Below are 14288 nucleotides of genomic sequence, written 5' to 3' on the forward strand. Positions count from 1 at the left end.
CTTATGTAAGGCACTGAAAGTATTAAGTTAAAAAGCGGTCTTATATTGTTGAGTATTATTCGATAGTATTGGCAATGAAAGGCATTTATTAAGGACAAACTATGTACACAGTTTTGGCTGCAGACGATGCCAAAGATACGTTAATGTTACTGGAATTTGACCTTCAGGCAGAAGGTTATCAGGTAGTCAAAGCGCTTGATGGAGAGAGTGCATTAACGGCAATTCAAAATGACAATATAGACATTTTGCTACTCGATCTTTATATGCCTGGTATGTCAGGTATTGAGACTTTAAAAAAAATTAAGGAAAACCCAGAGTGGGTTAACATTCCTGTCATCATGCTGTCTGCGTCTGATGACGAGGATCAAATTGTTCAAGCGTTAGAACTCGGCGCCCATGATTACGTGACCAAGCCCTATATCGCTAAAGTATTGCTGGCGCGCATTCGCAATGCCCTGCGCCTGAGAGAAAAAACGTTAACACTGGAAAACCTTGCCAAAACTGACTTTTTAACGAATTTGAACAACAAGGGGCAGTTCGAGAAGCTGAGCCTAAAAGCGATCAATCAAACATCGCGATCTATTCAAAATTTATCGATGGCGATGATTGATATTGATCACTTTAAGTCGGTTAACGACAACTATGGCCATGAAGCAGGCGATATTGTCCTCAAACAGTTTGCTGGTCTACTTGCCAGTACATTTCGCGATTATGATATTACAGGCCGCGTAGGGGGCGAAGAATTTGCTGTATGTATGCCTAATGTGGGCTTACCGGATGCGTTAAGCGTTTGTGAGCGCTTTAGAAAGGCGTTAGAGCAAATGCCAATGGAATTGGGCACAGAGCAAATTTTTGTGACCGCCAGTATTGGTATTGCGTGTGCGCAGCACCCCAATGTCGGTTACGACTTCAACCAATTGATGCAAAACGCTGATAAGTTTTTATATCAAGCGAAACAGCAATCGAGAAATATAACGCTAAGTCACCCGTCAGAAACAGCGCAACCAACTCAAGCAGTAGTGGTGGAAACTGAACCAATGGCGGCTGAAAATCAGGAAGACGGCTTGGTCGGTATCGACTATCAGGTTGGTTTGGACAACGTACTGGGCGATGACAGCTTGTTTAGAGAAATCCTGCACATGTTCTACGATGACCATCACGAAGATGGCTTGAGAATTCAGCAGGCTATCGATAACGATGATCAAGGACGTATTAAGCACTTGGTTCACACTTTAAAGGGCGTCGCCTGCTCTGTTGGTGCACTACAGTTATTTGAGCGCGCCAAATTACTGGATGTCGCTGCTAATGACGGCGACAAAGAAAGTTATCAAGGGTTATTCGACAATGTGTCGTTTGAATTAGCGCGCGTTATCAATGGCATTAAAGTCGAGTTAAAGATAGAGTAATTTCACCATTACGTTCACTAATGACTAATGCATAGTGAGCAGCTACCAAGTCTTACTGCTCACAAAGCTTACAACTAAAAAAACCAGCGTATTGCTGGTTTTTTTATTAAAGTTTTCCAAGCCTGCTAGCTAGTCGACGGTTAGTTCAATATCCGCGGTTGGAACACAGCAGCAGGGCAGAATCTCGTCTTCACCGACAAATGCGAGTGGCTCACCTTGCGGGTAGCAGATTTGCCCTTTACCTAGTTTGACACGGCACGCGCCACAATAGCCATCGCGACAATGGTAGTGCACTTCGATATTGGCCTCTTCTAAACACACCAATAAGTTTGGGTGCTTGTCGGTAAAAATGACCTCTTGGCCATTAGCGGTGACTTTGTGTGACAGCTTGTTATTCTCACTACTACTCATGTTTGAAAAACAGTACCACTCGTCCTTGAAAAACAGTCATTTAGTCATTTCTACAGGTGTTATATCAAAGCGCATAAGACAAAAGCACACAGGTGAATTTTATAGATCGAAGTCGTCAAAATCGTCATCGGCAACGGCCGCATCGACTTGGCCGACTAAGTAGCTGGAAATCTCAGACTCTTGCGGTGCAACTTGCACGTTGTCACTCACCAAATAGGCATTCATCCAAGGTAATGGATTACTCTTGACGTTAAATGGCGATTCTAAGCCGATAGCGCCCATGCGTTGGTGGCTAATGTATTCGATGTATTGATTTAGGATCTGTGCATTCAAACCAATCATTGAGCCGTCTTTAAACAAGTATTCAGCCCACTCTTTTTCTTGTTCAACCACATCAAGGAAGATTTGGCGACCTTCTTCTTTGAGTTCGTCCGCAATTTCCTTCATTTCTGGACAGTCTTTACCCGACATCCAGTTGTTTAGAATATGCTGAGTACCCGTTAAATGAAGCGCCTCATCACGGGCAATCAGCTTAATGATTTTCGCGTTACCTTCGAGTAATTCGCGCTCTGCAAAGGCAAATGAACAAGCAAAACTGACGTAAAAACGAATAGCTTCTAAGGCATTTACCGAGCAAATTGCAAGGAATAAACGCTCTTTTAATTTACGCTGACTAACTTCAACCGTTTTGTCTTCTACTTCATAACTGCCTTCGCCCTGCGCTTGCAGCAATTGCGTTGTCAAAATCACATCGTCGAAGTATTTAGCAATGCTGGTGGCACGATTTAAAATAGCAGGGTTGACGACAATATCGTCGAACACTTCACCTGGCTCGGTAAATAGATTACGCAAAATATGCGTGTATGAGCGAGAGTGAATGGTCTCACTAAATGCCCAAGTTTCAATCCAAGTTTCTAGCTCTGGCAATGAAACTAGCGGCAGTAATACCGCATTAACAGAGCGTGCAGCCATACTATCGAGCAGGGTTTGGTACTTTAGGTTAGAAATAAAAATATGCTTTTCTGATGGCGTTAAGCCTTGCCAGTCGGCGCGGTCTTTAGATACGTCAACCTCTTCTGGACGCCAAAAGAACGAAAGTTGCTTTTCTATCAGCTTTTCAAACGCCATATATCTTTGTTGATCATAGCGAGCAACGTTAACACTGTTACCCAAAAACATCGGTTCAAGCAGGGCGTTTGTTGGGGTCTGATTAAAAGTTGTATAAGTCATTAATAGCTCCAAATGTCGTACTTCACTGACATTTTTGAAAGTGCATGGTAATTGCTTTGTAATTGCAACAGTACTGTTAGCGTAATGTTTGAGTTCTGTTTTGCTGTTTTTATTTTTGCGTGTTTTGCATGTCGAAAGCTTATGCTTCAAAACACAAACAAGCCGCAGGTCATTTTTATGCAATTTGCGCTTAGCAATCTGCATTTAACCATGCGGCTCGCACTCTACGTAGCGTGTAAAAGTTTAGATCTTACACGCGCCGCCTTCACAACCGTCATCTTGCTGACTGTCGTCGGCGCCATCACGTGTGTTGTGGTAATACAGTGTTTTGACACCCAACTTGTACGCAGTAAGTAAGTCTTTGATGATTTGCTTAACAGGTACTTTGCCACCTTCGTAGCGCGATGGGTCGTAGTTGGTATTGGCAGAAATTGTTTGATCAATAAATTTCTGCATAATACCAACGAGCTCTAAATAACCATCGTTACTTGGGATGTTCCACAGTAATTCATAGTTACCTTTAAGGCGTTTGTATTCAGGTACAACTTGCTTTAAAACACCATCTTTACTGGCTTTAATACTGATCAAACCGCGTGGAGGTTCAATGCCATTGGTCGCATTTGAAATTTGCGATGATGTTTCTGATGGCATGAGTGCCGATACAGTTGAGTTACGAACACCGTGCTCTTTAATGCTTTCACGCAGCCACTCCCAGTCAAGGTGAAGCTGCTCGCCAGTGACTTTATCGATCTCTTTTTTATAGGTGTCGATAGGTAAAATGCCTTGGCTTAACTTGGTTTCGTTAAACAGTGGGCAAGCACCTTGTTCTTTAGCCAATAGGTTCGACGCTTTCAATAAGTAAAATTGAATTGCTTCAAACGTGCGGTGCGTTAAATTATTGGCACTACCGTTTGAATAGTACACACCATTTTTCGCTAAGTAGTAGGCATAGTTAATCACGCCTATACCTAGCGTACGACGACCCATGGTTGCATTATGTGCCGCTGGTACTGGGTAGTCTTGGTAATCCAATAAGCTATCAAGCGCGCGAACAGCTAAATCAGCCAGACCCTCTAATTCGTCCAGGCTGTCAATTGCCCCTAAGTTAAATGCTGACAGCGTACACAATGCAATTTCACCGTTAGGATCATTAACATCTGTCATCGGCTTAGTCGGTAAAGCAATTTCTAAACACAAGTTACTTTGACGAATTGGCGCGTATTCAGGATTGAACGGGCCATGTGTATTACAGTGGTCAACGTTTTGCAGATAGATACGGCCAGTGCTTGCCCGCTCTTGGGCAAATAAACCAAATAATTCAATTGCTTTGATACGCTTTTTGCGAATCGACTCATCTTGTTCGTATTTGATGTACAGCGCTTCAAATTTTTCTTGGTCTTCAAAAAATGCGTCGTATAAGCCAGGCACATCGCTTGGGCTGAATAAGGTGATTGATTCACCCTTGATCAAGCGTTGGTACATTAGTTTATTAAACTGTACGCCGTAATCTAAGTGACGAACGCGGTTTTCTTCTACACCACGGTTGTTTTTAAGGACAAGCAAGCTCTCTACTTCTAAATGCCAAAGCGGGTAGAATAGGGTAGCCGCACCGCCGCGTACACCGCCTTGTGAACAGCTCTTAACCGCTGTTTGGAAGTGTTTGTAGAACGGAATACAGCCGGTGTGGAACGCTTCACCGTTGCGAATTTCGCTGCCAAGGGCGCGAATACGGCCAGCATTAATGCCAATACCAGCTCGCTGAGAAACGTATTTAACAATCGCACTTGAAGTGGCGTTAATGGAATCAAGGCTATCATCACACTCGATCAAAACACATGATGAGAATTGGCGAGTTGGTGTACGCACACCAGACATAATGGGTGTTGGTAACGATAATTTGAAGGTTGAAATCGCGTTGTAAAAACCTTCAATGTAGCTTAAACGGGTATCGGCTGGGTACTTAGCAAATAAACACGCTGCAACCAAAATATATAAGAATTGGGCACTTTCGTAGATCTCACCAGTCACACGGTTTTGAACTAAGTACTTGCCTTCTAGCTGCTTAACGGCCGCATAGCTGAAGTTGAGATCGCGGCGATGGTCAATGTAGCTTTCCATCTGCTCGAATTCAGCTTGTGTGTAATCTGCTAATAAATGCTGGTCATATTTGCCCGATTCCACCATTTTGACGACGTGATCAAATAGCTTAGGTGGCTCGAATTGGCCATAAGCTTTTTTACGCAAATGGAAAATCGCAAGGCGAGCAGCTAAATATTGATAATCAGGTGATTCTTCAGAGATTAAATCTGCGGCTGCTTTAATGATCGTTTCATGAATGTCTGAGGTTTTGATCCCATCGTAGAATTGGATATGAGATTTTAATTCAACCTGCGAAACTGAAACGTCTTCAAGGCCTTCGGCGGCCCAAGCAATGACTTTGTGAATTTTTTCCAGATCAATGGCTTCTTTTTTGCCATTTCGTTTAGTTACAAAAAGATTACTATTCATGAAAGACCTTGAGTGTATTTATTATTCTTATTTTTTGAACAGATATTGATGAGCAATTATTCAAGAAGCTGCTAACCACTATCAGTAGTGGTTATTTGAATATTCGATACACAATATATTGGGTTATTTAAAAAATATGATCACAAGATAATGAGGTTTGACCATCTTTGCAAGGGCAAAAAATGAGAGTGATTATTTAATAATCTGGGCTAAATTTGACTGGTTAGTAATGACTAACTTAGTAGTGCTTTTTAATTTTACCTTAATAAAAACGCAACGGTTTTTTTTCACTTTTTTGCCGATATAGAATTATTTATTACATTAAATTCTATTTTTTATTTCTATTTTGCATATATGGTCTGATCTCTATAATTATCAACAGGTTAGCTTTTTGGTTGTTTTGTGAACAAAGATTCCAGCGCTAGCATTTCACCTGGATGATCACAACTCATCTGGGCGTGCCATTGCTGTGTGTTTGCCTCGGCTGGTATATAGCCCCAGTTTGCAATAATGCTATACATTCCCGCTGCATTACTTGCTTCAATATCACGTGGCGCATCACCAACGTATATGCAGTGCTCGGGCGCAATACCAATTTCTTCGGCAGCTTTGAGTAAGGGCGCAGGGTGAGGCTTACGCTGCGCGAGTGAATCTCCGCCTAATACTGAGCCCGCAGAGTCCAGTAGTGGAAAGTGAGGTAATAACAAGCTGGTTAACCCGATTGGCTTATTGGTGACTATGCCCCATGGAATTTGGTTGGCATCTAACGCCTCAATTAGCGTTTCAATGCCCGGGTACAAAGTGGTGTGCACCGCAATATGGTGTTGGTAATAGTCGAGAAACTCAGCACGCAGTTGTTCATAATCAAACAATGCTAACTGCTCGCCAAAGCCAAGCTCAAGCAAGCCTTTGGCTCCGTCTGATGCAACAGGACGATATCGTGCTCGCTCAACCAATGGCTGGTTGTGATTGGCTAATATGGCATTAAGTGCCTCGCCTAAATCATTTGCGGTATCAAGCAGTGTTCCGTCCAAATCGAACAGAACTCCATGATACTTCAATGGCTTGTTCGTTGAAGGTGTGTCGGTTATCGCAGAAAGGGTAGCCATTAGCTCACCTTTTGGCAGCAAATGATGTAGTTAACATCCAGGCTACCGCCTAGCTTGTGATTTTCAGTGATTGGGTTGTAGTGAATACCAGTAGCATCAATACACTTTAACCCCTCGCTTTCCGCCCAGCCGATAAGTTGTGAAGGTCTGATAAATTTATCGTGATCGTGTGTACCATCAGGCACAATTTTTAAGACCTTTTCCGCGGCTAAAATTGCCAATAAGTAGGCTTTTACTGTTTTGTTAAGCGTTGAGAAAAATACGTAGCCTTGTGGCTTTACCATCTGAGCACAGGCTTTAATGATAGATGCTGGATCTGGCACATGCTCTAGCATTTCCATACAAGTCACCACATCAAAATGCGCTGGGCATTCAATTGCCTTTTGCTCAGCAGGTATTTTTTGGTAATTAACCTCAACACCAGACTCCAAAGCGTGCAGTTTAGCAACGTTGAGCGGCTCTTCACCTAAATCAATACCTGTGACGTTGGCGCCTAGCTTTGCCAAGCTCTCAGATAAAATACCGCCACCACAACCAACATCAAGTACTTGTTTGTCAAACACAGAATCGACATGTTGAAGTATGAATTGTCGACGCAGCGGGTTAACTTGATGCAGGGGTTTAAAATCACCAGTTAGATCCCACCACTGGCTGGCCACTTGTTCAAACTTGGCGATTTCTTCTGGGTTTACGTTGATTTTATCTGACATGTAGTGCGCTGTTCTTTTTGATTGAGCTATAAAATGATGTTGAGAATTCTAAACCAAGCGCCTATCGAAGCCCAGTGCAGATTCGCTTTTTGTTGAGGCAACCCGCAATGTATTATTTTTTGGCAGCGCTAATTGGGGATTAGGCGGGAGGTGATAGCCTAGTAAACCGCAAGTAACAGGGCGAGTAATCGCGCAAGATTGCTTTTTACGGTGAAACTACTTAGATTTAAAAATGTACAAACATAATAATAAAACCTAATTACAACAGAGTAGCCAGCGATGAAAAACGTGATTGAACAGTTGTCTAACTACAAAAGTGTTCATTTAAATAAGCATAATATAAAAACCCATGTCATTGGAGTGCCTTTAATCATCTGGGCAGTGGCTTTACTACTGAATTTGGTGAGCTTCGACGCTCGCGTCATGGGGGAAGATTTCGCTATCGGATTGGCCAGTGTGGTTGGCTTGTGTGTGCTTGCTTATTATTTAGTACTACATGTCGCACTAGCCCTAATGATAGCCTGCATATTTGGGCCTTTGATCTACAGCACTCAGTTTTTTGTGGGTGTTGAGTACCCTGCGGCACTAGCGATTGGGGTGTTTATCGTCGGTTGGCTGTTTCAATTTATTGGCCATGCTTTCGAGCGCGCTAAGCCTGCATTTGTCGACGACATTAACCAATTATTGATTGGGCCTTTATTCTTAATTGCTGAGCTATATTTTGCGCTTGGTTTGGATAAGGCAATGGCAGCTCAAGTACACGAAAAAGCGCTTGAAAAAAGAAAGTGTTTTGAACAGTCATTAAAGCCCAAGCAAGCTTAGTGATTAGACTCTAACGCCGATAGCGGGTTGTTGTCGGCGATGACAAAATTATCATTACCGATGCGATCGCCTAGGCCACTTAACACGGTGACCATGCCTTTACATACGGCAAGTATTTGCTTGTTCTGTTTAAAATCATCAGGTAACACGACGCGACCATTATCTCGGCGTGGATAGCAGCCGTAATGATGCTTCAATTGAACATCGTTGTTGTCTAAATACAACACTGTGACTAGTTGTTTGGTTGTTGATCCACTGTCCTTCATACCACTTCCTGATGAAAACATAAAAGTCCATTATACTATTAACCGAATCCAAGTCTTCGTCAACACTGTTCCATTTTGTAACCTATATGTAGTTTATGTCTTTTCGTTGCTACAGATGTTGTGTATTTTCCACCATGTAGCTGGAGGCAATTTGTTAAAGTTGAGTAAGTTTTAGTCAAATGAAAGTGCAGCAGTTCCCAAAACATTTAAAATTGTGTTCGAATACCTTCAAATATTTGAATAAAAATTTCGATAAATCAGTTTCTTAGTTCGCTTATTAACCTTGTGGTAACACAGGTTGAAATCCCCCTGTTTTCTATGCAAAACTAAGCCCCACAAAGCGTTATGGCATCCCCTTTTTTTGTGGTAGTATGCTGGCCTTAAATTAAAATAATAATTTCGAAAATTTCTGTATTAAATAGGGATACCATCGATTTATGTCCGATCTGGCAAAAGAAATTCTCCCAGTCAATATTGAAGACGAGCTAAAAAGCTCTTACCTCGATTATGCGATGAGCGTAATCGTGGGCCGTGCGTTACCTGATGTACGCGACGGTCTAAAACCTGTGCACAGACGCGTATTATACGCAATGAACGTACTAGGTAATGATTGGAACAAACCTTACAAAAAATCAGCACGTGTTGTTGGTGATGTAATCGGTAAATACCACCCACACGGTGACACTGCGGTATACGATACAATCGTTCGTTTGGCGCAAGACTTCTCAATGCGCTACATGCTAGTTGACGGTCAAGGTAACTTCGGTTCAGTTGATGGTGATTCAGCGGCGGCAATGCGTTACACCGAAATTCGCATGAATAAAATCTCGCATTCTATTCTTGCCGACCTAGAAAAAGAAACCGTTGATTTTGTGCCTAACTACGATGGCACTGAGCAAATTCCAGAAGTAATGCCAACCCGCATTCCTAACTTGTTAGTGAATGGTACTTCGGGTATTGCCGTTGGTATGGCAACGAATATTCCACCGCATAACTTAACGGAAGTGATTAACGGCTGTTTAGCGTTAATCGATAACAATGAGTTAACGATTGACGACTTGCTTGAATACATTCCTGGCCCTGATTTCCCAACCGCAGGTATCATCAGCGGTAAAGCGGGGATTATCGAAGCGTACAAAACCGGTCGCGGTAAAATAAAGATCCGCGCTCGCGCTGAAATTGAAGTTGACGATAAGTCAGGTAAAGAAACTATTGTTGTTCACGAATTACCTTACCAAGTTAACAAAGCGCGTTTGATTGAAAAAATGGCCGAGCTGGTTAAAGAAAAACGCTTGGAAGGTATTTCAGCACTGCGCGATGAATCTGATAAAGACGGTATGCGCATGGTCATCGAAGTGAAACGCGGTGATGTGGGTGAGGTTGTGTTAAACAACTTGTACAAGTTAACTCAAATGCAAGTGTCTTTTGGTTTAAATATGGTGGCGTTAACTGACGGCCAACCGAAATTATTTAATCTAAAAGAAATGCTCGAAGCATTCTTACTTCACCGCCGTGAAGTCGTGACTCGTCGTACGATTTTCGAATTACGCAAAGCACGTGACAGAGCCCATATCTTAGAAGGCTTATCAATTGCACTTGCTAATATCGACCCTGTAATCGAGCTAGTGAAAAGCTCAGCTAACCGCAGAGAAGCTGAAGAAAAGCTGGTTTCACAAGGTTGGGCATTAGGCAATGTGGCAGGCATGCTTGAAGCTGCTGGCTCAGATGCAGCTCGCCCAGAGTGGTTAGAGCCGCAATACGGTATTCGCGACGGTCTTTACTATCTAACGCCAGAGCAGGCAAAAGCAATTGTCGATTTGCAGTTGTACAAGCTTTCGGGCATGGAACACGAAAAGATTCTAAACGAGTACAAAGAGTTATTAGACTTAATTGCTGAACTACTGCACATTCTTAACTCGCCAGCGCGTTTGATGGAAGTGATCAAAGAAGAGCTAGAAGCAATTCGCGATGAGTTCGGTGATGAGCGCCGCACAGAAATCACCAATGCTTCGCACGACATTTCTCTTGAAGATTTAATTAACGAAGAAGATGTTGTAGTAACGCTTTCTCACGAAGGTTATGTGAAGTATCAAGCGTTGACGGAATATGAAGCGCAGCGCCGTGGCGGTAAAGGTAAAGCCGCCACTAAGATGAAAGAAGAAGACTTCATCGAACGTTTATTGGTTGCTAATACTCACGATACTATCTTGTGTTTCTCAAACCGCGGTAAGCTTTATTGGTTGAAGGTTTATCAATTGCCACTGGCGAGCCGTACGGCGCGTGGTCGTCCAATTGTTAACTTGTTACCTCTAGAGAGCGACGAACGTATCACGGCGATTTTACCAGTACGTGAATACGAAGAAGACAAGTACATTATCATGGCGACTGCGTCTGGTACGGTTAAGAAAACGCCATTAACGGCGTACTCTAACCAACGTGCTAACGGTATTATCGCCTTAAACCTACGTGATGATGATACGCTTATCGGTGTTGATATCACTGATGGTTCGAACGATATCATGCTGTTCTCAGACGAAGGTAAAGTGGTTCGCTTTAACGAGAAACAGCGCGATAGCGAAACAGGTGAAGTAAAACGCGATCCGGAAACTGGTGAAGAGCTGTTAGCGCTTCGTCCTATGGGGCGTACCGCAACCGGTGTTCGTGGTATTAACCTTGAAGACGGTCAGAAAGTGGTATCACTTATCGTGCCGAAAAATGGTGGCGCGGTCTTAACGGTTACTGAAAATGGCTACGGTAAGCGTACAGAGCTAGCTGAATACCCAGCGAAGAGCCGTGCAACCAAAGGTGTTGTGTCTATCAAAGTGAGTGAGCGTAACGGCAAAGTCGTTGGCGCCGTTCAAGTTGAAGATAACGATGAAATCATGATGATCACCGACAACGGTACGCTTGTTCGTACCCGTGTTAACGAAGTGAGCGTGATTGGTCGTAACACTCAAGGTGTTCGTTTAATTCGTACTGCAGAAGATGAGCACGTAGTGGCACTTCAGCGTATCGATGAAATCGAAAGCGATGAGTTAGTGGACGGCGACATTGTTGAAGGTGAAGTGGTAGCAAGCGAAGGTGAAACAGCGCCAGCGTCTGATGCTGAAAACCTTGATGGCGAATCGTATAGCGATCCTGACGCCTAACGCCCAAGGTATAAGATAAAGGAAAAATGGGCGGCTTATCCGCCCATTTTTTTTCGCTAGAGAAAATAATAGTTATTAAAAATAGTTAGAAGGAAGTGTTGAGATGTCTGCAACCTATAATTTTTGTGCAGGGCCAGCGATGTTACCAACGCCAGTAATGGCAAAGGCACAAGCTGAATTTATTAATTGGCAAGACAATGGTTGCTCGGTGATGGAGCTCAGCCATCGCAGTAAAGTTTTTATGCAGCTGGCTGCCAAAGCCGAAGCAGATCTCAGATCGCTCATGAATATTCCTGCTAACTATAAAGTGCTGTTTATGCATGGTGGCGGTCGCGGCCAGTTTTCGGCGGTGCCGCATAATCTATTGCCTGAGGGTGGCAAAGCGGATTACGTGATTTCAGGCTCTTGGTCAAAAGCGGCAGCCAAAGAAGCCGCTAATTACGGTGAAATCAATACCGTTGAAGTGGTCACTAAAACAGATGAGAGTCAAACGGTGCTAGCGCCAGCTGATTGGGCATTGTCTAAAGACGCTGCTTATGTGCATTACTGCCCGAACGAAACCGTAGATGGCATTGAAATCTTTGATATTCCTGAAACGGGGGATATTCCGCTAGTCGCCGATATGTCCTCGACCATTATGTCGCGCGAAATTGATGTTAGCCGATTTGGTTTAATTTACGCCGGTGCGCAAAAAAATATTGGCCCGTCGGGTCTAACTATCGTCATTGTTCGTGAAGACCTACTGGGCAATGCCAGATTAACCACGCCATCCGTGCTCAATTATCAGCTCGCAGCTAGCAATGACTCGATGTACAACACACCACCGACCTTTGCCTGGTATTTAGCGGGCTTGGTGTTTGAGTGGCTAACCGAGCTTGGCGGTGTTAAGGCTATCGAGCAAGTGAATAAAGAAAAGGCCGCTTTACTTTACGACTATATTGATAGCAATAACTTCTATGTTAATAACATTGATAGCCAGTATCGCTCGTTAATGAATGTGCCATTTTGGTTGACTGATGAATCGCTAAATGATGCTTTCCTAGCAGAGGCTGAGCAAGCGGGTTTATTGGCATTAAAAGGTCACCGCAGCGTTGGCGGTATGCGCGCCAGTATTTATAACGCAATGCCATTGGCAGGCGTACAAGCATTAGTAGATTTTATGACGGATTTCGCTGACCGTAATAAATTGAAGTAAATAGAGTCACTAAATCAAAGTGATTAAAGAGATTGAAGGAAGTTCTACAGTGGAACAATTAACACTACAACCGATCAACAAAATTGACGGTGAAGTATTTTTACCGGGCTCTAAGAGCCTTTCAAACCGTGCCTTACTAATTGCCGCATTGGCAAAAGGCACGACGAAGATTACTAACTTATTAGTGAGTGAAGACATTGAGCATATGCTGAATGCACTCACTAGCTTAGGTATTGAATACCAACTAAGTGATTGCGGCACTGAATGCACAGTGGTTGGCAATGGTGGCTTTTTCAAAGCACAAGCACCACTTGAGTTATATTTAGGTAATGCTGGGACGGCGATGCGACCGCTATGTGCAGCATTAGCGGCAAGTGAAGGTGAATTCGTATTAACGGGTGAGCCGCGCATGAAAGAGCGCCCAATTGGTCACTTGGTTGACTCACTGAATCAATTAAATGCCGATATTGAATACCTAGAAAACACAAATTACCCACCACTAAAAATCAAAGGTAAAACTCTTGGTGGTGAGCGAGTCACCATTGATGGTTCGATTTCAAGTCAGTTCTTAACGGCAATTCTGATGATTGCACCGTTATTACCAACAGACACTCATATTGAAATTGAAGGCGAGTTAGTGTCTAAGCCTTACATTGATATCACGCTGGATATTATGGCGAAATTCGGCGTTGACGTTGAAAATCAAAACTATCAATCTTTCCATGTCAAAGGCCAGCAAAGCTACCAAGCGCGTGAGCGTTACATGGTCGAAGGTGACGCATCTTCTGCTTCTTACTTCTTAGCGGCGGGTGCAATTAAAGGCGGTGAAATTACCGTACACGGTGTTGGTACATCAAGTGTTCAAGGTGACAAGCACTTTGCTGATGTGTTAGAGAAAATGGGTGCGGAAGTCATTTGGCAAGAAGAGTCGATCACGGTTAAAGGCAAGCCATTAACCGCAGTTGATATGGACATGAACCATATTCCAGATGCGGCCATGACCATTGCGACAGCAGCTTTGTTTGCTAAAGGTACCACCAGTATTCGCAATATCTACAACTGGCGCGTCAAAGAAACCGATCGCTTATCAGCCATGGCAACTGAGCTTCGCAAAGTCGGTGCAATAGTAGACGAGGGCGAAGATTACATTTCTGTAACCCCACCAGAAAAGTTAACCCATGCAGCAATCGATACCTACAACGATCACCGCATTGCCATGTGTTTCTCGCTGGTAGCGTTAAGTGATACGCCAGTTACTATCAACGATCCTAAATGTACCGCAAAAACCTTCCCTGATTACTTTGATAAATTAGCTCAAGTTTCGAGCTAATCAGTTCCAAAGACTTGTTGCATCTGATCTAGATCAACTTTAGCGCGACCAATGCAATAAAAGTTGAACTAGTCAGGCAACAAGCCTTCTAAGTAAAGCTAAAAAATAAATCCGCGCATTGGCGTTATCCAAGAAATATTAAAAAACAAATT

11 protein-coding genes are annotated in these 14288 nt (G+C 43.2%); 5 read left to right on the plus strand and 6 right to left on the minus strand.

The genetic code is table 11. From position 1 onward, the window contains the following. Positions 1-101: 101 nt before the first annotated feature. Entirely contained in the window at positions 102-1406 is a 1305-nt protein-coding gene (locus tag DXX93_RS08390) for a diguanylate cyclase (RefSeq protein WP_116007708.1), read from the plus strand. A 129-nt stretch (positions 1407-1535) separates the two neighbouring features. Here the strand turns inward: DXX93_RS08390 and yfaE are convergent, their stop codons facing one another. The 5 genes from yfaE to ubiG all read right to left on the minus strand — a co-directional run bounded on the left by yfaE (position 1536) and on the right by ubiG (position 7374). Then, positions 1536-1817 carry a class I ribonucleotide reductase maintenance protein YfaE gene (gene yfaE / locus DXX93_RS08395; RefSeq protein ID WP_116007709.1) on the minus strand — a complete coding sequence of 94 codons (282 nt, stop codon included), beginning with the start codon at positions 1815-1817 and terminating at the stop codon, positions 1536-1538. 99 nt (positions 1818-1916) lie between these two features. Then, on the minus strand, positions 1917-3047 hold the full coding sequence (gene nrdB, locus DXX93_RS08400) for a class Ia ribonucleoside-diphosphate reductase subunit beta (RefSeq protein ID WP_116009888.1): 1131 nt from the start codon (positions 3045-3047) through the stop codon (positions 1917-1919). Between the two features lie 243 nt (positions 3048-3290). Further along, positions 3291-5555, minus strand: a complete 2265-nt coding sequence (gene nrdA / locus DXX93_RS08405; protein WP_116007710.1) for a class 1a ribonucleoside-diphosphate reductase subunit alpha — start codon at positions 5553-5555, stop codon at positions 3291-3293. A gap of 383 nt (positions 5556-5938) precedes the next feature. After that, a complete protein-coding gene (gene gph, locus DXX93_RS08410; RefSeq protein ID WP_116007711.1) occupies positions 5939-6664 on the minus strand; it encodes a phosphoglycolate phosphatase in 726 nt (241 codons plus the stop codon). Next, entirely contained in the window at positions 6664-7374 is a 711-nt protein-coding gene (gene ubiG, locus DXX93_RS08415) for a bifunctional 2-polyprenyl-6-hydroxyphenol methylase/3-demethylubiquinol 3-O-methyltransferase UbiG (protein ID WP_116007712.1), read from the minus strand. The genes gph and ubiG overlap by 1 nt, the downstream gene beginning before the upstream one ends. Positions 7375-7653: 279 nt before the next feature. On the opposite strand from ubiG, the gene DXX93_RS08420 reads away from it, so the two are divergent. After that, positions 7654-8196 carry an Mpo1 family 2-hydroxy fatty acid dioxygenase gene (locus DXX93_RS08420; RefSeq protein WP_116007713.1) on the plus strand — a complete coding sequence of 181 codons (543 nt, stop codon included), beginning with the start codon at positions 7654-7656 and terminating at the stop codon, positions 8194-8196. On the opposite strand, the gene DXX93_RS08425 is transcribed toward DXX93_RS08420, so the two are convergent. Beyond that, entirely contained in the window at positions 8193-8462 is a 270-nt protein-coding gene (locus DXX93_RS08425) for a DUF2375 family protein (RefSeq protein WP_181902174.1), read from the minus strand. The genes DXX93_RS08420 and DXX93_RS08425 overlap by 4 nt on opposite strands. Before the next feature lie 437 nt (positions 8463-8899). On the opposite strand from DXX93_RS08425, the gene gyrA reads away from it, so the two are divergent. The 3 genes from gyrA to aroA all read left to right on the plus strand — a co-directional run bounded on the left by gyrA (position 8900) and on the right by aroA (position 14136). Then, on the plus strand, positions 8900-11611 hold the full coding sequence (gene gyrA, locus DXX93_RS08430) for a DNA topoisomerase (ATP-hydrolyzing) subunit A (RefSeq protein ID WP_116007715.1): 2712 nt from the start codon (positions 8900-8902) through the stop codon (positions 11609-11611). Positions 11612-11714: 103 nt separating this feature from the next. Further along, positions 11715-12806 (plus strand): 3-phosphoserine/phosphohydroxythreonine transaminase, encoded by a 1092-nt coding sequence (gene serC, locus DXX93_RS08435; RefSeq protein ID WP_116007716.1) that lies wholly within the window; start codon positions 11715-11717, stop codon positions 12804-12806. Between the two features lie 49 nt (positions 12807-12855). Further along, positions 12856-14136 carry a 3-phosphoshikimate 1-carboxyvinyltransferase gene (gene aroA / locus DXX93_RS08440; RefSeq protein ID WP_116007717.1) on the plus strand — a complete coding sequence of 427 codons (1281 nt, stop codon included), beginning with the start codon at positions 12856-12858 and terminating at the stop codon, positions 14134-14136. The last annotated feature ends 152 nt before the right edge of the window (positions 14137-14288 follow it).

The sequence above is a fragment of the Thalassotalea euphylliae genome (genome assembly GCF_003390335.1).
Taxonomy (GTDB): Bacteria; Pseudomonadota; Gammaproteobacteria; order Enterobacterales; family Alteromonadaceae; genus Thalassotalea_F; species Thalassotalea_F euphylliae_B.